Annotated in this window: 19 protein-coding genes and 1 pseudogene; 10 read left to right on the forward strand and 10 right to left on the reverse strand. The window is 63.5% G+C overall.

Annotation, left to right across the window (positions count from 1 at the left end):
• Positions 1 to 13: 13 nt before the first annotated feature.
• The 4 genes and pseudogenes from TO66_RS30295 to TO66_RS34375 form a co-directional block, all read right to left on the reverse strand.
• Positions 14 to 781: a uroporphyrinogen-III synthase gene (locus TO66_RS30295; protein WP_044465704.1), complete on the reverse strand. Its 768-nt coding sequence runs from the start codon at positions 779 to 781 to the stop codon at positions 14 to 16.
• On the reverse strand, positions 778 to 1,719 hold the full coding sequence (gene hemC, locus TO66_RS30300) for a hydroxymethylbilane synthase (protein WP_044465705.1): 942 nt from the start codon (positions 1,717 to 1,719) through the stop codon (positions 778 to 780). The genes TO66_RS30295 and hemC overlap by 4 nt, the downstream gene beginning before the upstream one ends.
• 138 nt (positions 1,720 to 1,857) lie before the next feature.
• Positions 1,858 to 2,604 carry a LytTR family DNA-binding domain-containing protein gene (locus tag TO66_RS30305; RefSeq protein ID WP_044465706.1) on the reverse strand — a complete coding sequence of 249 codons (747 nt, stop codon included), beginning with the start codon at positions 2,602 to 2,604 and terminating at the stop codon, positions 1,858 to 1,860.
• Positions 2,601 to 3,004 (reverse strand): annotated as a pseudogene (locus TO66_RS34375) (sensor histidine kinase); the annotation flags it as partial. The pseudogene TO66_RS34375 and the gene TO66_RS30305, both read right to left, overlap by 4 nt.
• Positions 3,005 to 3,195: 191 nt before the next feature.
• Here TO66_RS34375 and argH point away from each other — a divergent pair.
• Positions 3,196 to 4,590 carry an argininosuccinate lyase gene (gene argH / locus TO66_RS30310; RefSeq protein WP_044465707.1) on the forward strand — a complete coding sequence of 465 codons (1,395 nt, stop codon included), beginning with the start codon at positions 3,196 to 3,198 and terminating at the stop codon, positions 4,588 to 4,590.
• Between the two features lie 68 nt (positions 4,591 to 4,658).
• Here the strand turns inward: argH and TO66_RS30315 are convergent, their stop codons facing one another.
• Entirely contained in the window at positions 4,659 to 5,318 is a 660-nt protein-coding gene (locus tag TO66_RS30315) for a glutathione S-transferase family protein (RefSeq protein ID WP_044465708.1), read from the reverse strand.
• A 125-nt stretch (positions 5,319 to 5,443) separates the two neighbouring features.
• On the opposite strand from TO66_RS30315, the gene TO66_RS30320 reads away from it, so the two are divergent.
• The 3 genes from TO66_RS30320 (at position 5,444) to TO66_RS30330 (ending at position 9,211) form a co-directional block, all read left to right on the forward strand.
• Entirely contained in the window at positions 5,444 to 5,728 is a 285-nt protein-coding gene (locus TO66_RS30320; protein WP_044465709.1) for a hypothetical protein, read from the forward strand.
• 186 nt (positions 5,729 to 5,914) lie between these two features.
• Entirely contained in the window at positions 5,915 to 6,160 is a 246-nt protein-coding gene (locus TO66_RS30325; RefSeq protein WP_044465710.1) for a TIGR02647 family protein, read from the forward strand.
• 174 nt (positions 6,161 to 6,334) lie between these two features.
• Entirely contained in the window at positions 6,335 to 9,211 is a 2,877-nt protein-coding gene (locus tag TO66_RS30330; RefSeq protein WP_044465711.1) for a class I adenylate cyclase, read from the forward strand.
• On the opposite strand, the gene rnk is transcribed toward TO66_RS30330, so the two are convergent.
• From rnk to cyaY, 3 genes are all read right to left on the reverse strand, one after another.
• Positions 9,202 to 9,615: a nucleoside diphosphate kinase regulator gene (gene rnk / locus TO66_RS30335; RefSeq protein WP_044465712.1), complete on the reverse strand. Its 414-nt coding sequence runs from the start codon at positions 9,613 to 9,615 to the stop codon at positions 9,202 to 9,204. The genes TO66_RS30330 and rnk overlap by 10 nt on opposite strands.
• Positions 9,616 to 9,757: 142 nt before the next feature.
• Complete coding sequence (locus TO66_RS30340; protein ID WP_044465713.1) at positions 9,758 to 9,991, reverse strand: DUF1289 domain-containing protein; 234 nt, start codon at positions 9,989 to 9,991, stop codon at positions 9,758 to 9,760.
• Between the two features lie 4 nt (positions 9,992 to 9,995).
• The gene (gene cyaY, locus TO66_RS30345; RefSeq protein ID WP_044465714.1) at positions 9,996 to 10,328 is read right to left on the reverse strand and encodes an iron donor protein CyaY; all 333 of its coding nucleotides are present in this window, start codon (positions 10,326 to 10,328) and stop codon (positions 9,996 to 9,998) included.
• A 239-nt stretch (positions 10,329 to 10,567) separates the two neighbouring features.
• On the opposite strand from cyaY, the gene lptM reads away from it, so the two are divergent.
• The 6 genes from lptM to TO66_RS30375 are packed head-to-tail and all read left to right on the forward strand — an operon-like array spanning position 10,568 to position 15,154.
• Positions 10,568 to 10,720, forward strand: coding sequence for an LPS translocon maturation chaperone LptM (lptM, locus tag TO66_RS33060; RefSeq protein ID WP_044465715.1), 153 nt, complete (start codon positions 10,568 to 10,570; stop codon positions 10,718 to 10,720).
• 9 nt (positions 10,721 to 10,729) lie between these two features.
• Complete coding sequence (lysA, locus tag TO66_RS30355) at positions 10,730 to 11,977, forward strand: diaminopimelate decarboxylase (RefSeq protein ID WP_044465716.1); 1,248 nt, start codon at positions 10,730 to 10,732, stop codon at positions 11,975 to 11,977.
• Between the two features lie 4 nt (positions 11,978 to 11,981).
• Positions 11,982 to 12,812: a diaminopimelate epimerase gene (dapF, locus tag TO66_RS30360; protein ID WP_044465717.1), complete on the forward strand. Its 831-nt coding sequence runs from the start codon at positions 11,982 to 11,984 to the stop codon at positions 12,810 to 12,812.
• Positions 12,813 to 12,825: 13 nt separating this feature from the next.
• Positions 12,826 to 13,551, forward strand: coding sequence for a DUF484 family protein (locus TO66_RS30365; protein ID WP_044465718.1), 726 nt, complete (start codon positions 12,826 to 12,828; stop codon positions 13,549 to 13,551).
• A 2-nt stretch (positions 13,552 to 13,553) separates the two neighbouring features.
• Positions 13,554 to 14,450, forward strand: a complete 897-nt coding sequence (xerC, locus tag TO66_RS30370) for a tyrosine recombinase XerC (protein WP_044465719.1) — start codon at positions 13,554 to 13,556, stop codon at positions 14,448 to 14,450.
• Entirely contained in the window at positions 14,450 to 15,154 is a 705-nt protein-coding gene (locus TO66_RS30375; RefSeq protein WP_044465720.1) for an HAD family hydrolase, read from the forward strand. The genes xerC and TO66_RS30375 overlap by 1 nt, the downstream gene beginning before the upstream one ends.
• A gap of 121 nt (positions 15,155 to 15,275) precedes the next feature.
• Here the strand turns inward: TO66_RS30375 and sutA are convergent, their stop codons facing one another.
• Positions 15,276 to 15,599: a transcriptional regulator SutA gene (sutA, locus tag TO66_RS30380; RefSeq protein WP_044465721.1), complete on the reverse strand. Its 324-nt coding sequence runs from the start codon at positions 15,597 to 15,599 to the stop codon at positions 15,276 to 15,278.
• 101 nt (positions 15,600 to 15,700) lie between these two features.
• Entirely contained in the window at positions 15,701 to 16,126 is a 426-nt protein-coding gene (locus TO66_RS30385; RefSeq protein ID WP_044465722.1) for a secondary thiamine-phosphate synthase enzyme YjbQ, read from the reverse strand.
• Positions 16,127 to 16,159 lie beyond the last annotated feature (33 nt).

The raw sequence follows: 16,159 nt of genomic DNA on the forward strand, positions 1-16,159 counted from the left end.
CCATCCTTTGCGTTTAGAGAACGGGCACGGGTTGCTCCCGTAACGCCGTTAGAAAGGCCGCGGCGCTGGCGCCACGGCAATCCACAACTTTCTCGGCCCCAGCGGCACGCGCCATCTCGGCGACCCGAGGGCTCGGTACGAACAACGGCAACTGCGCTACCTCTGGCCACGCCTCGCCGGCCAGCTGCCGCAGGTGCTCGAAGCCCTGCCCACTGCTGACCACCAGCCCATTCAAGCGTTCCGCTCGAATGCGTTGCACCAGGGCTCCGTCGGCATAGTGCGGCAGGTCGCGGCGGTAGAGTTCCAAATAGTCGACACTAGCACCTTGGCCGCGCAAACGTTCAGCCAGCAGCTCGCGACCACCCTCCCCGCGGATGATCAGCACCCGCGCAGCCGACGGTGCAATAGCCTCGCGCAACTGGGGAAGTTCAAGCAAGGCTTCACTGTCGTCGCCCTGTTCGGGGAAAAACACCTCCAGGCGATGCTCGGCCAGAATCTGCGCCGTAGCGGCGCCCACGCTGAACCAGCGTTGCTCGGGCGGCCGAGGCCAGAACTGCTCGAGCAGGTGCACGGCCATTCGCGCGGCCGGCTTGCTGACCACGATCACCGCACGATACAGGGGCAGGTCGCGCAGCAGAGCACGCTGGGCATCGCCGAAAGGCAGGGCGGCGATTTCCAGAAGAGGCAGGCTGCTGCTGAATACACCCGCCTCGTCCAGCGTCTCGGCCAGCAGTGCCGACTCGTCCGCAGGGCGGGTCAGCAACACACGCCAACCGGTCACTCTTCGCCTGCCTCGCCATAGACCGCGCGCAGGATATCCTCGGCGCCCTGGGCCAGCAGGTCGTCCGCCACCTGCACCCCCAGCATCGACGCGGCGCTACGCGAGGCGCGTGCCTCGGCGCTGAGCAGCACGCCGCCGCTCGGCTCGCCGACCAGGCCGCGCAACCACAGTTGATCGCCTTCGAGCACGGCATAGCAGGCAATCGGCACCTGGCAGCCACCATTCAGGTGTTTGTTCAGCGCCCGTTCGGCAGTGACCCGGTCCGCCGTATCGGCATGGTGCAGCGGCGCCAGCAGCCCGTGGATCTCGCTATCGGCAGTGCGGCACTCGATACCCACCGCGCCCTGGCCGCCGGCTGGCAGGCTGTCTTCGACGCTGATCGAAGAACTGATGCGATCTTCGAAGCCGAGGCGGATCAAGCCGGCGGCGGCCAGGATGATGGCGTCGTATTCGCCAGCATCGAGCTTGGCCAGGCGGGTGTTGACGTTGCCGCGCAGAAAGCGGATCTGCAGGTCCGGGCGACGCGCCAGCAGCTGCGCCTGGCGACGCAGGCTGGAGGTGCCCACCACGCTGCCCGCGGGCAGCTCGTCGAGGCTGGAATAGGTGTTGGAGACAAAGGCATCGCGCGGGTCTTCGCGCTCACAGATGCAGAACAGGCCCAGGCCTTCCGGGAAATCCATCGGCACGTCTTTCATCGAGTGCACGGCAATGTCCGCTTGGTTCTCGAGCAGCGCGGTTTCCAGTTCCTTGACGAACAAGCCTTTGCCACCGATTTTCGACAGCGGTGAATCGAGCAGCTTGTCCCCACGACTGACCATGGGCACCAACGTGACGAGCAGTCCCGGGTGAGCGGCTTCCAGACGAGCTTTGACGTATTCGGCTTGCCAGAGGGCCAGGGCACTTTTGCGAGTGGCGATGCGGATTTCGCGAGAGGACATGGATCAATCCGTACTGAAGAAAATACGGCAGATGATAACAGCTCAGCCAAATCGGCTTTGACTTGTATCAGAGCTGCAGCCCCTCCCTGGCTGCAGAAACGCCCTGGACGCGATGCAGAAGCCCCCGGACGCCCGGCTCTAGAGCTGCTGCATCATCTTGCGCACCCCGGCCACATGCCGCCGGCTGACGATCAGCGCATCACCATTGAGGCCCTTGAGGAACAGCTGGAAATGCCCCAGCGGCGTACGCTGCAGGCGCTCGATACGCTCGCGGGCCACCAGGGCATTGCGGTGGATCCGCACGAAACGCTCGCCGAATTCGTCCTCCAGCGCTTTCAGAGGCTCATCCAGCAGGACTTCCCCGCTTTCATGGCGCAAGGTCACGTATTTATGGTCAGCGATGAAATAGACGACCTGGCCCAGCGGGATCAGCTCGATACCTTTGCGGGTGCGCGCGCTGATATGGCTGCGCGGACCGCTGCCGCTCTCTGCGGCGGGCCGGGTCAGGGCAGCCAGTTGAACCCTGTTGGGGCGTTCGGCTTTTTTCAGCGCCTCGAGCAGATGTTCGGAACGCACCGGCTTGAGCAGGTGGCCCACCTCGGTGGCAGCGAAAGCCTCGAGGGCAAACTCGTCAGGAGCGGCACAGAACACCACCGCCGGAGGCGTCTCGCGTTCACATAGCCGGGCGGCAACCTGCAGGCCGTCGAGGCCTGGCATGCGGATGTCGAGCAGCACGATATCCGGCTTCAGGCTGTCGATCAGGGCCAATGCCTCTTCGCCATTGGTGGCGCTGGGCTCCAGGACACTGTATCCCTCGAGCTCACCGACCATACGGCTCAGGCGCTCGCGGGCTAGGGGTTCGTCATCAACGATCAGGACATTCATATTGCGCTGGATTCCTGCGTGAGTCTCGCACAAGGATAGCGTAGACAGGTGAAGTGACGTCCGTCACGGCGATCCACGCTAAGACTAGTGCGAGGGCCAAAAAGTGCCCCACGACGGGCACCAATATTTACCCGGGCCTGTTCGATACCACTCCAGGCCCGCCACTGCACGACAAGGTCATGGGGACTGCTGATACAGGACACAAACACCCCCTCTCTTATAGTCGGCTTCCCTCCTGCCCGCCTCCCTGTGAAGTCACCAGGTGGCGCCGGAGCCGAAGCGCGTGCGACAACGGTTGCGTGATCAGCGGCCGGATCGGTGCGGCATCCGGGAGTGCGCTGTTCCTTCAGTCCAACTGTAGACGGTTGCCAAGACGATATTGCTCAATCGATAAATATCGTTACATCACTCTGCGCAACCGCTATTCGCTCACCTAGTCTCTGCCCGCCCGAAGGCGGCTACAAGCGCCCGCGGGCCCCTGATGGAAATAAAAACCTGCCGACCGGTGCCAGCGACAGGATTGGCAACCCTGTTATCATCCGCGGCAACTTTTCACCCCATTTTTCCTTCCAGCCGATCACGAGCGAATTCATGAGCACTGACAAGACCAATCAGTCCTGGGGCGGCCGCTTCAGTGAGCCCGTCGACGCCTTCGTCGCCCGCTTCACCGCCTCTGTCACCTTCGACCAGCGCCTCTATCGTCACGACATCATGGGCTCGATCGCCCACGCCACCATGCTGGCCAAGGTCGGTGTGCTGACCGATGCCGAACGTGACAGCATCATCGACGGCCTGAACACCATCCAGGGTGAAATCGAGGCAGGCACCTTCGACTGGCGCGTCGACCTGGAAGACGTGCACATGAACATCGAAGCCCGCCTGACCGACCGCATCGGCGTTACCGGCAAAAAACTGCACACCGGCCGCAGTCGCAACGACCAGGTCGCCACCGATATCCGCCTGTGGCTGCGCGACGAGATCGATCTGATCCTGGCGGAAATCACCCGCCTGCAAAAAGGCCTGTTGGAGCAGGCCGAGCGCGAAGCCGACAGCATCATGCCGGGCTTCACCCACCTGCAAACCGCACAGCCTGTAACGTTCGGCCATCACATGCTGGCCTGGTTCGAGATGCTCAGCCGCGACTACGAACGCCTGGTCGACTGCCGCAAGCGCACCAACCGCATGCCGCTGGGCAGCGCCGCGCTGGCCGGCACCACTTACCCGATCGATCGCGAACTGACCTGCCAACTGCTGGGCTTCGAGGCCGTCGGCGGCAACTCATTGGACAATGTGTCTGATCGCGATTTCGCCATTGAGTTCTGCGCCGCGGCCAGTGTCGCCATGATGCACCTGTCGCGCTTCTCCGAAGAACTGGTGCTGTGGACCAGCGCGCAGTTCCAGTTCATCGATCTGCCAGACCGTTTCTGCACCGGCAGCTCGATCATGCCGCAAAAGAAAAACCCCGACGTGCCGGAGCTGGTTCGCGGCAAGAGCGGTCGGGTGTTCGGCGCCCTGATGGGCCTGCTGACCCTGATGAAGGGCCAGCCACTGGCCTACAACAAGGACAACCAGGAAGACAAGGAGCCGCTGTTCGACGCCGCCGACACCTTGCGCGACTCGCTGCGGGCCTTCGCCGACATGATCCCGGCGATCAAGCCCAAGCACGCGATGATGCGCGAAGCGGCACTGCGCGGGTTCTCCACCGCCACCGATCTGGCGGACTACCTGGTACGCCGCGGCCTGCCATTCCGCGATTGCCACGAAATCGTCGGTCATGCAGTGAAATACGGCGTGGAAACCGGCAAGGACCTGGCGGAAATGAGCCTCGAAGAACTGCGCAAGTTCAGCGACCAGATCGATCAGGATGTGTTCGCCGTGCTGACCCTGGAAGGCTCGGTCAATGCCCGTAACCACATCGGTGGCACGGCGCCCGCCCAGGTCAGGGCAGCGGTGGTTCGCGGCCAGGCGCTGCTGGCCAGCCGCTAGAAGCTATCGCGGGCAAGCCACGCTCCTGCAAGAGCCTGGTTTGCCCGCCGTCAGCGATCGGGGCTTTCCTACTTCTTGCTGGCGACCATCGCCAGGAACTGCGGCATTGCCGCATTCTTGTCAGCGGCCACTCGCTGCACATTGGGCATCTGCTCCAGCCGCGCCATCAGGGCCTTGGCCGCCGGTATCCCGGCCAGGTAATCCACCGCGAACAGTTTCTGCCCGACCGCGCAGGCCAGGCTGACGCTGTACAGGAAATACAGATCCGCCACGCTCAGGCTGCTGCCCGCCACATAGGGGGCGAACTTGCCGTGCCTGGCCAGCGAGGCGAAGCCCAGCAGCAGCTCGCTGCGGGACTTTTCCTTGATGGCTTCGGGCACCGTGGCGCCGAAGAACGCTTCGCCGTAGCAGGCGCGCGCCGGCAGCTCGATGTACAACTCGATTTCCTTGGCCAGCGCCAGCACCTGGGCGCGCTCGAATGGATCGCCCGGCAACAGCGCCGGGCCAGACTGGGTGTGTTCGAGGTATTCGAGAATCACGCTGGTCTCGTTGATGAAGCCCTGCTCCACCCCCAGCACCGGCACCTTGCCCCGCGGACTGATGGCCAGCGCTTCGGGGCTTTGCCCGGCATAGAACGGCACTTCCTCGAAAGACAGGCCTTTTTCCAGCAACGCCAGTTTCACCATGTTGTAGTAATTGCTGACGGCGAATCCATAAAGCTTGAGCATCACGTAGCCTCCAGGCCGGGTACGGGGTTGGCAGCCCTTCTTATAGATCCTCGCCAGCCCACTGGCCAGCAGCATCAGCCGGCTGAATACGGGTAAACTGGCCGCCTTTCCTTGAGGAGCCTGCCATGAGCGAGCCAGTTGATATCGACAACGACGAAGAAGAGTTCGCCGAGAACACCTTGATCGAAGCGATCGAAAACCAGATCGCGAGCGATAACCCGCCCGCGGCCAAGGCCACATTCAACAAGCTGACGCTGGTCGGCTACGAGCGCGAGGAAATCCTCAACCTCATGGCCCACGTATTGGCCGTGGAAATCGACGCCATCCTCGAGGAAGACCGCGCGTTCGATACCCAATGGTACGAAGCCGCGCTGCGCGCCCTGCCCGAGCTGCCTCCCGAGAAGCAATAAGCCCGCCCTGCCCCGCGCCCGCAACCGGCCGGCGCGACTGCGGGCCTTGACTACACTGGTACGCACCCTGCGACCGGATGCCGCCGTCCAGGGGCGTAAAAGTCCGCAGCGGACACTGGACAGGCTGCCTAACTGCGGTCACCTTAAGGACGCTGTCGTCTCATTCCTAGAAAGTCTGGAGTCCTTATGTCGTATACCCCTGAGTTGGTTGCCGAACTGGAAATCCTTGCACTCTTCAACCTGGACAATTCCCAGGAAGGCCTGAAAATCCATCAGACCGCTGCCCCTCAAGCCATCGCTGCCGCACGCCGCTTGCACGAAAAAGAACTGATTACCCAGCCCGATGGTGGTTACCTGACCAGCCTGGGTCGGGATGCCGCCGAGCATGCCCAGGGCCTGTTGACCATCCTGACGGTCAAAGAAACCGCCTGAACGCCCCTTCACAGCCCGCGGAATCCCCGCCCGTCGGATTCCGCGAGCAAGACCCGGCCAGACGCTGGGAAACTGACGTCAAAAAACAAAATTCAGCTTAAAGCCCGCCCTCGACAGGCTGTAGACTCTCCCCACCGCAGACCTCCCACGTTCAAGCTTCGCGAGCCTGTTTGAATGACCCGCACCCATGAAATCCGCCCAGACCTGGACGAGGGAATCGATCGCAAGGTTCTCAGCCAGCTACGCACGCGCTTTCTGAAGCTCAACGAGGGCCGCCTGGGTCGGGCCATGGAAGGACTGTCGCCACGCCAGCAGCTGGTGCTCAACCTGTTGCCGCTGTTCTTTCACGTCAACCACCCGCTATTGCCAGGCTATGTGTCGGGGGGCACGCCCGCTGGCTTGTCGAACTATGAGCCCGACACCTCGACGCTCAACGAGGCCCAGCGCCTGACTCGCTCGTTTTCCTACAAGCCCCGGCCAGGCAATGTGCCGCGCCCTATCCATGGCCTGTTTCTGATGGGCAGCCTGGGCACGCTGGCCCAGGCCGATCAGAGCGACATGGATGTCTGGGTCTGCCACGCTCCCGACCTGGGTGAAAACGAACTGGCCGAGCTGCGCAAGAAATGCCTGCTGCTGGAAGCCTGGGCCGCCGGCCAGGGTGCCGAAGCGCACTTCTTCCTGATCGATCCCAACCGCTTTGTCCGTGGCGATCGCGACACCCAGCTGAGCTCCGACGATTGCGGCACCACCCAGCACTACCTGCTGCTGGACGAGTTCTATCGCACCGCCATCTGGCTGGCCGGACGCACCCCACTCTGGTGGCTGGTACCGGTCTACGAGGAGGCCCGCTACCACCAGTACACCCATACGCTGCTGTCCAAACGCTTCATCCCCGCCGACGAGAACCTCGACCTGGGCCACCTGGCCCATATCCCACCGGGCGAATTCATTGGCGCCGGTCTCTGGCAACTGTTCAAGGGCATCGAGTCGCCGTACAAGTCCGTTCTCAAGCTGCTGTTGACCGAGGTCTACGCCAGCGAACACCCGCGGGTGGTGTGCCTGAGCCTGCGTTTCAAGCAGGCGGTGTTCGCCAATCGCCTGGACCTCGACGAGCTGGACCCTTATGTCGTGGTCTACCGGCGCATCGAGGAATACCTCAAGGCCCGTGGCGAACCGGAACGCCTGGAACTGGTGCGCCGCAGCCTGTACCTGAAGGTCAATCGCAAGCTCACCGGAAGCAACGGCGCGCGCAACCCGAGCTGGCAGCGCTCGCTCCTTGAGCGACTGACCCAGGAGTGGGGCTGGGACCACCGCCAACTGGCGATGCTCGACAGCCGCAGCCAGTGGAAAGTCCGCCAGGTCAGCGCCGAACGCCGCGCACTAGTCAGCGAGCTGAATTACAGCTACCGCTTCCTGACCCAGTTCGCCCGTACCGAACAGACCCTCGGCCTGGCCAGCAAGCGCGACCTGAATGTGCTTGGTAGGCGGCTGTACGCGGCCTTCGAGCGCAAGGCGGGCAAGATCGAGTTCATCAACCCGGGGATCGCCCCGGACCTGGCCGAAGACACCCTGACCCTGGTGCAGTCGCCCAACAAGAAAGAGCCGGGGCAAACCCATTGGGGCCTGTACAACGGCAACCTGAATGCCCTGGAATGGGAGAACTTCGCGCCGATCAAGCGCAGCCGCGAGCTGCTGGAGCTGTTGACCTGGTGCCATCGCAACGGGGTGATCGACAGCAGCACGCGCCTGGCGCTCCATCCGGGCAGCAGCGACCTGAGCGAATTCGAGCTGTTCAACCTGCTGGGCAGCCTGCAACAGACCATCGCCCTGCCCCTCGGGATGGTCAGCGAGGAGCGCCTGCTGCATGCCAGCCTGCCCAGCGAAGTGCTGATCCTGGTGAATGTCGGCCGCGACCCGCTCAAGCATCACCGTGACCTGAACATCCTGATGACCACCGAGCGTACCGATTCCCTGAGCTACGCCGGGGTGCGGGAGAACCTGGTGCTGACGCTCGACCAGGTCACCCTGAACAGCTGGAACGAAGTGCTGGTGAGTCGCTACGACGGTGCCCATGCGCTGCTCGACTGCCTGCGCGACTACCTCAACAATCTGCCGCGCGGCCCCGAACAGCCGAAGCTGCGGGTGCGCTGTTTCTGCCACAACCGCGCGCAGTTCATCGCCCAGCGGGTCGAGGAGCTGTTCGACACGGCGCAGAACCTGTTGCTCAGCCAGCTCAATCACCGCTACCTGATCCAGGTGCAGCAGCACTACCACGTGCTGGAGCTGGTGCCGGGCCAGGTCAATCATGTGGCGCTGGCAAGCCTGCCGGCGCTGGTCGACTACCTCGGCGAAGAACAGTCCAGCTACAGCCCGCTGCACCTGGACCCGATGGCCCTGGAAGACCACGACCTGGCGCTGATCCTGCCGATGGGCCAGCCCGAGTGCATCCAGGTGTTCTACCGGATCGTCGACGAGCAGGCCGAGCTGTATGTGCTGGACGAGTTCGACGCGCTCTGGCAGCAACGCCTGCCCTACCACGATGAACAGAGCCTGCTGGTGCCCCTGCAACGGTTCCTGCAATCGATTCTCTACCGGCGCGATACGCAACTGCCGATGGACGCTGCCCAGGCGCTGGTCCCGCTGGATATTTTGTATTACCAGATATTGCCCTCGGGCAGCACACGCGCCCGCAGGGTCGAATCGCGGCCGGCGCCGCAGACGCCGGCAGACAAACCCTTCTATGACGTACAGGGAATCATCGGCAAGGCCGCACCGGGGCAGGTGCAGGTCACCCTGTACTGCAATCAACGGGAGTTTTCCGAGCTGGAGCACGGCGACCAGCTCTTCGCCGCGGTAGCCCAGGAGATTGTCGAGCAACGCCGCGAAACCGAACGCTATCGCTGCTATATCACCGACCTGGACCTGTCCGGCCTGCTCGGCGACCACAACGGTTCAAGCAATCTCTACCTGCGCTACAAGGCCGACCTGGAGCGCGCCTTGAACGACGCGCTCGAGCAGGTCCAGCCGGTCAGGGGCGCCCCTCAGAGGTGAAAGTCGCCAGCCGCTTCCGGCTGGTATTCCACTTCCAGCAGCGTCAGTTTCAGGGTCTTGCCGCCTGGCGCCGGCCAGTCGATGTACTGGCCGACCTGCAGACCGAGCAAGGCGCTGCCCACCGGCGCCAGGATAGAGATCCGGCCTTCGTCGGCGTTGGCGTCCTGTGGGTACACCAGGGTCAGGTGGTAATCCTTGCCACTGCTTTCTTCGCGGCAATGCACACGCGAATTCATGGTCACGACACCGGCCGGGACTTCATCGTGGCCCACCAGGGTTTCGGCGCGATCCAGCTCGGTCTGCAGCGCGATGACGCCAGGCAGCGTGTCGTCCAGGCTGTCGATCAGGCGCTCCAGACGCTGCACGTCGAGCCGGGTGAGAATGATGGAAGGTGCGGTGCTCATGATCCAGGCAGACTCCTTTTTTCGGCACAAAAAAAGCAAAACCCCGTCCAGATAAGACGGGGTTTTCACTGGCCTCGATAGGGCGAGGCAAGGCTGGACACTATCACAGCATTCTGAATAAACAAACCGTACAAGTACGAACCTACAGCCCCTGTGCCGCTACGGCCTGCCTGCGCTCGAGCGCCTGGCGGCAGATCGCCCGCCGGCGCTCGTCGTCCGCCGAACGCCATTCGCGAATGTCCTCGACGTGCCGGAAACAGCCCTTGCAGACCTTTTCCTCGTCCAGCCGGCACAGGCTGATGCACGGCGAAGCCACGGCCGGGCTGACGTTGCTGTACAGCGGCTTGGGCGGTCGTGCGGGAGCGGCAGGGGTCACGGTTTCACAGCCCTTCGAATTCGAGCTTGATGTCGGCCTGCTCGAGCACGATGCGCTCGAGCATCTCGCCCAGTTGCTCTTCGCTCTTGTCGCACATCCAGCGCTCGCTTTCCTCGTCGTAGTCGAAGTGGAAACCGCCGGAGCGCGCGGCCAGCCACAACTGGCGCAGGGGTTCCTGGCGGCTGAAGATCACCTGGCTGCCGTTGTCGAACTTGACGGTGAGCACACCGGCGGAGCTCTCCAGATCGATATCCAGGTCGCTCTCATCGAAAATGTCCTCCAGCGCCTGCTGGGTGGCATCGACCAGGTCGTGGAAACGGGCTTCAGTCAAACTCATTGCGGGAACCTCGGAAAGTGTCTACTCACGCTCAAGCGCCGCAAGATACGGGCGCATCCGGGCGAATGCAAAGGATACCGATCAAGGGCGCCGGCGACAGGGAAAATATCCCCGCGACCGCCCTGCCCGGCGCCCGCGCCAGGGGCAAAGGCCCGCCAGACGGGTGTTCCAGCGCATAGGCAAGCCGCCGGGTGGCCGGTATACTCGGGCGCAATTAACGCATTCTCAAGGATTTCGCCATGAAGCGCCTGATCTCTTCCCTTGCTGCGCTCGTCGCGGTTGCCTGCCTTGTCACTGCCTGCGGCCAGAAAGGCCCGTTGTATCTCCCCGATGAGAGCAAATCCGCTGACGAACAGGGTCACTCGCAGTCGCACAAGCACGACACCAACTAAGGGAACCCCATGGACGCTTTTAACTACCGCGACGGTGAGCTGTTCGCGGAAGGTGTAGCGTTGTCCGCCATTGCCGAACGCTTTGGCACACCGACCTACGTCTATTCCCGAGCACATATCGAAGCGCAGTACCGCGCGTACGCCGATGCCCTCGCCGGCATTCCGCACCTGGTCTGCTTCGCGGTAAAAGCCAACTCCAACCTGGGTGTACTGAATGTCCTGGCGCGCCTGGGCGCCGGTTTCGACATCGTCTCGCGGGGTGAGCTGGAACGCGTCCTGGCGGCTGGCGGTGCGGCGGACAAGATCGTGTTCTCCGGCGTCGGCAAGACCCGCGACGACATGCGCCGCGCCCTGGAAGTCGGCGTGCACTGTTTCAACATCGAGTCCAGCGACGAGCTGGAGCGCCTGCAACAGGTCGCCGCCGAGCTGGGCGTTCGCGCACCGGTCTCGCTGCGGGTCAACCCGGACGTCGACGCCGGCACCCACCCGTACATTTCCACCGGCCTCAAGGAAAACAAGTTCGGCATCGCCATCGCCGCCGCCGAAGACGTGTACATCCGCGCAGCCCAGCTGCCGAACCTGGAAGTGATCGGCGTCGATTGCCATATCGGCTCGCAACTGACCACCCTGGCCCCCTTCCTCGACGCCCTCGACCGCCTGCTGGACCTGGTCGACCGCCTGGGCGAGTGCGGCATCTACCTGCGCCACATCGACCTCGGTGGCGGCCTGGGCGTGCGTTACCGCGACGAAGAGCCGCCATTGGCCGCCGACTACGTCAAGGCGGTACGCGAACGCCTCGACGGCCGTGACCTGGAACTGGTCTTCGAACCCGGACGCTTCATCGTCGCCAACGCCGGCGTCCTGCTGACCCGGGTCGAGTACCTCAAACACACCGAACACAAGGACTTCGCCATCGTCGACGCCGCGATGAACGACCTGATCCGTCCGGCCCTGTACCAGGCCTGGATGGATATCAGCGCCGTACAGCCGCGCACCGGCGAGGCACGCACCTACGACATCGTCGGCCCGATCTGCGAGACCGGCGACTTCCTGGCCAAGGAGCGTCGGCTCACGCTGGAAGAAGGCGACCTGCTCGCCGTGCATTCGGCCGGTGCCTACGGTTTCGTCATGAGCTCCAACTACAACACCCGCGGTCGCGCTGCCGAAGTGCTGATCGATGGTGAAGAAGCTGTTGAAGTGCGTCGCCGCGAGACGGTAGCCGAGTTGTTCGCTGGCGAAAGCCTGCTGCCGGAGTAAAACCATGCTGCTGCGTTTTACCAAGATGCACGGCCTGGGTAATGACTTCATGGTCCTCGACCTGGTCAGCCAGCACGCGCATATCCTGCCCAAACATGCCAAGCAATGGGGCGATCGCAATACCGGTATCGGTTTCGACCAGTTGCTGATTGTCGAGGCGCCCAGCAACCCGGACGTGGATTTCCGCTATCGGATCTTCAATGCCGACGGCTCCGAAGTGGAGCAATGCGGGAATGGCGCGCGCTGTTTCGCCCGTTTCGTCCTGGACAAGCGCCTGACCACCAAGCGCCAGATCCGCGTCGAGACCAAGAGCGGCATCATCGAACTGGATGTGCGCAACGACGGCCAGATCAGCGTGGACATGGGCGCGCCGCGCCTGGTGCCGGAACAGATTCCATTCGTGGCGCCCGCCCAGGCCCTGAGTTATCACGTCGACGTCGACGGCCAGAGCATCGAGATGGCCGCCGTGTCCATGGGCAACCCCCATGCCGTACTGCGGGTCAGCGACATCAACAGCGCGCCGGTGCATGAGCTGGGCCCGAAGATCGAACATCACCCGCGCTTCCCGGCCCGGGCCAATGTCGGCTTTATCCAGGTCATCGACCGTCAGCGCGCGCAGTTGCGGGTCTGGGAACGGGGTGCCGGGGAAACCCAGGCCTGCGGTACCGGTGCCTGCGCCGCCGCAGTGGCCGCGATCAGCCAGGGGTGGATGGATTCGCCGCTATTGATCGACCTGCCGGGCGGGCGCCTGTCCATCGAATGGGCGGGCCCTGGCCAACCGGTGAAGATGACCGGCCCGGCAGTGCGCGTATACGAAGGACAGGTGCGTCTTTGAATGAGCGAAAACCATGACCGATAAGCCTCAGGTTCCAGCCGAAAAGCCCGACGAGTCACCTTCCGAAAACCTGGAGGCCGCGGCGATCGCCGCGTACCTGGAGGCCCATCCGGACTTCTTCGTCGAGCATGAAGAACTGCTCCCGGCATTGCGCATTCCCCATCAGCGCGGCGACACCATCTCGCTGGTGGAACGGCAGATGAAGATCCTGCGCGAGCGCAACATCGAGATGCGCCACCGGCTTTCGCAGTTGATGGACGTGGCCCGCGACAACGATCGGCTCTTCGAGAAGACCCGCCGCCTGATTCTCGCGCTGATGGATGCCACCAGCCTCGAAGATGTGGTGATGAGCGTCGAAGACAGCCTGCGCCAGGATTTCCAGGTGCCCTTCGTCAGCCTGATCCTGTTCAACGACAGCGCCACGCCAGTGGGCCGCTGGGTCACCGCGGCCGACGCCCAGGCCGCCATCGGCGGCTTGCTGACCGAAGGCAAGAGCGTCAGCGGCAGCCTGCGCGAGCATGAGCTGGACTTCCTGTTCGGCGAAGAACAGCGCCAGCAGATCGGTTCGAGCGCGGTGGTCGCCATTGCCCATCAAGGCATCCACGGCGTACTGGCCATCGCCAGCCGCGATCCGCAGCACTACAAAAGCTCGGTCGGGACCCTGTTCCTCAGCTATATCGCCGAAGTCATGGGCCGCGTGGTGCCACGCTTCACCCACTCGCTGCGCTCGGTTCGCTGACCATGGAACGACAACTGGACGCCTACTGCGCGCACTTGCGCAGTGAGCGCCAAGTGTCGCCCCACACCCTGCAGGCCTACCGCCGCGACCTCGACAAGGTGCTGGCCTTCTGTGCCAAGCAGCAGGTGGCCAGCTGGTCCGACCTGGACATCCAGGGCCTGCGCAGCATGATTGCGCGCCTGCACCAGCAGGGCCAATCCTCCCGCAGCCTGGCGCGCCTGCTCTCCGCCGTGCGCGGCCTGTACCACTACCTGAACCGCGAAGGCCTGTGCGATCACGACCCGGCCAACGGCCTGGCGCCGCCCAAGGGCGAACGGCGCCTGCCCAAGACTCTGGACACCGATCGCGCCCTGCAACTGCTCGACGGCGCGGTCGAGGATGACTTCCTCGCGCACCGCGATCAGGCGATTCTCGAGCTGTTCTATTCCTCCGGGCTGCGCCTGTCGGAACTGACCAGCCTCAACCTCGAACAACTGGACCTGGCCGACGGCCTGGTGCAAGTGCATGGCAAAGGCAGCAAGACGCGGGTGCTGCCGATCGGCAAGAAGGCTCGCGAGGCGCTGCAGCTCTGGCTGCCACTGCGAGCCTTGAGCAACCCGCCGGACGACGCGGTGTTCGTCAGCCAACAGGGCCGACGGCTGGGCCCGCGGGCGATCCAGCTGCGGGTCAAGGCCGCCGGCGAACGCGAGCTGGGGCAGAACCTGCATCCGCACATGCTGCGGCACTCTTTTGCCAGCCACATGCTGGAGTCCTCCCAGGACCTGCGCGCCGTCCAGGAGCTGCTGGGGCACTCGGACATCAAGACCACCCAGATCTATACCCACCTGGACTTCCAGCACCTGGCGGCGGTCTACGACAGCGCCCATCCACGGGCCAAACGCAACAAGGGCGATGAGTAATGACGATCAAGCTGATCACCTTCGACCTCGACGACACGTTGTGGGATACCGCGCCCGTGATCGTCAGCGCCGAAGCCGTGCTGCGCCAGTGGCTGACCGACCATGCGCCGCGGCTGGGCGGCGTGCCGGTGGAGCATCTGTGGGCCATTCGCGAACGCGTGCTGAACGCCGAGCCTGGGCTCAGATACCGCATCAGCGCCCTGCGCCGCCGGGTGTTGTTCCATGCCTTGGGAGAGGCCGGCTACGACCAGGAGCAAGCCAACGCACTGGCCGACCAGAGCTTTGAAGTGTTCCTGCAGGCGCGCCACCAGCTGGAGATCTTTCCCGAGGTGCAACCGACCCTGGAAGCGCTGGCCAACCACTTCGCGCTGGGCGTGGTCACCAACGGCAACGCCGACGTACGTCGCCTGGGGCTGGCGGATTACTTCAAGTTCGCCCTGTGCGCCGAAGACATCGGTATCGCCAAACCCGACTCGCGGCTGTTTCACGAGGCCCTGCAGCGGGGCCAGGCCACGCCGGAGACTGCCGTGCATATCGGCGATCACCCGGGCGACGATATCGCCGGGGCACAGCAGGCGGGCCTGCGGGCCATCTGGTTCAACCCGGCCGGCAAGACCTGGGAGGCCGAGCGCCGGCCAGACGCGGAAATCCGCAGCCTGACCGAGTTGCCGAAGTTGCTGGCGCGCTGGCACAGCGGCGCCTGAAAGGACGCTATCGCGAGCCGGCTCGCGCCTACAGTCCGCAGCCCCACGATCCCGAAAAAACGGCGCCCATGAAAAAGCCCGCAGCGACGGCGGGCTTTTTCAGCAAGCAAGTGGCGGGCGCTCAGATAGGCCGGCTACCGTACTTGTTATCAGGCTTCTTGGGCGGATCGGCAACCACATTGGCCTCGACTTCCTGCACCTTGCCGCCACGGGCCAGAAACTCCTCCATGGCGCGCGCCAGTGCGTCACGCTCTTTGTTCTTGGCTTCGACGCTCGGCAGCTCGTCTACCGAGACGGCAGCCTTGGCCTTGCCTTTGGCGGTCGGGGCAGGCGCATCACTGCCATCGTCTTCCGCCACATCTTCGGCGGCCGCTTCAAGACCTTCTTCGGTTTCGTCTTCGTCGCCTACTTCGAGGTCGTCGTTTTCCAGATCATCGTCGCTCATGTTCTACCTCATGACTTGCGAAAAGCAGATTAGTTATAGCCCAGCTGAGCCGACTGTCGAAGGCCGCTGGAAAAAAATCAACATCCACTGATACCAGCGGCTTATGCCTTATCACCGTGCAAGGTGGCAAGGACTTTGCGGGCACCGCCATGATCACGGTGCTCGCCCAGATAAACGCCCTGCCAGCTGCCTAACGCCAAGCGACCCGCCGCTACCGGCAAGCTCAATTGACAGCCTAGCAAACTGGCTTTGAAGTGCGCCGGCAGGTCATCGGGCCCTTCGTCGTCATGTTCGTACCCCGCCTTGCCTTGTGGCACCAGGGTGTTGAAGAAACGCTCGAAGTCACGACGAACCGCAGGGTCGGCATTCTCGTTGATGGTCAACGAGGCCGAGGTATGCTGCAGCCACAAATGCAACAGACCGACCCGACATGCCTTCAGTTCAGGCAGGCCGGCGAGCAACTCGTCCGTTACCAGATGAAAGCCCCGGGGCCTTGCCCGCAGGGTTATCAGAGTCTGTTGCCACATACAGTTCTCCGCACATTCGGCGCGCATTCTAGC

The organism is Pseudomonas sp. MRSN 12121, assembly GCF_000931465.1.
Taxonomy (GTDB): domain Bacteria; phylum Pseudomonadota; class Gammaproteobacteria; order Pseudomonadales; family Pseudomonadaceae; genus Aquipseudomonas.

Bases quoted from the DNA above. Each gene is read 5' to 3' on its own strand.
- hemC (WP_044465705.1), bottom strand. From the start codon at position 1,719: ATGTCCTCTCGCGAAATCCGCATCGCCACTCGCAAAAGTGCCCTGGCC.
- TO66_RS30305 (WP_044465706.1), bottom strand. From the start codon at position 2,604: ATGAATGTCCTGATCGTTGATGACGAACCCCTAGCCCGCGAGCGCCTG.
- argH (WP_044465707.1), top strand. From the start codon at position 3,196: ATGAGCACTGACAAGACCAATCAGTCCTGGGGCGGCCGCTTCAGTGAG.
- TO66_RS30315 (WP_044465708.1), bottom strand. From the start codon at position 5,318: ATGCTCAAGCTTTATGGATTCGCCGTCAGCAATTACTACAACATGGTG.
- TO66_RS30320 (WP_044465709.1), top strand. From the start codon at position 5,444: ATGAGCGAGCCAGTTGATATCGACAACGACGAAGAAGAGTTCGCCGAG.
- TO66_RS30325 (WP_044465710.1), top strand. From the start codon at position 5,915: ATGTCGTATACCCCTGAGTTGGTTGCCGAACTGGAAATCCTTGCACTC.
- TO66_RS30330 (WP_044465711.1), top strand. From the start codon at position 6,335: ATGACCCGCACCCATGAAATCCGCCCAGACCTGGACGAGGGAATCGAT.
- rnk (WP_044465712.1), bottom strand. From the start codon at position 9,615: ATGAGCACCGCACCTTCCATCATTCTCACCCGGCTCGACGTGCAGCGT.
- cyaY (WP_044465714.1), bottom strand. From the start codon at position 10,328: ATGAGTTTGACTGAAGCCCGTTTCCACGACCTGGTCGATGCCACCCAG.
- lptM (WP_044465715.1), top strand. From the start codon at position 10,568: ATGAAGCGCCTGATCTCTTCCCTTGCTGCGCTCGTCGCGGTTGCCTGC.
- lysA (WP_044465716.1), top strand. From the start codon at position 10,730: ATGGACGCTTTTAACTACCGCGACGGTGAGCTGTTCGCGGAAGGTGTA.
- dapF (WP_044465717.1), top strand. From the start codon at position 11,982: ATGCTGCTGCGTTTTACCAAGATGCACGGCCTGGGTAATGACTTCATG.
- TO66_RS30365 (WP_044465718.1), top strand. From the start codon at position 12,826: ATGACCGATAAGCCTCAGGTTCCAGCCGAAAAGCCCGACGAGTCACCT.
- xerC (WP_044465719.1), top strand. From the start codon at position 13,554: ATGGAACGACAACTGGACGCCTACTGCGCGCACTTGCGCAGTGAGCGC.
- TO66_RS30375 (WP_044465720.1), top strand. From the start codon at position 14,450: ATGACGATCAAGCTGATCACCTTCGACCTCGACGACACGTTGTGGGAT.
- sutA (WP_044465721.1), bottom strand. From the start codon at position 15,599: ATGAGCGACGATGATCTGGAAAACGACGACCTCGAAGTAGGCGACGAA.
- TO66_RS30385 (WP_044465722.1), bottom strand. From the start codon at position 16,126: ATGTGGCAACAGACTCTGATAACCCTGCGGGCAAGGCCCCGGGGCTTT.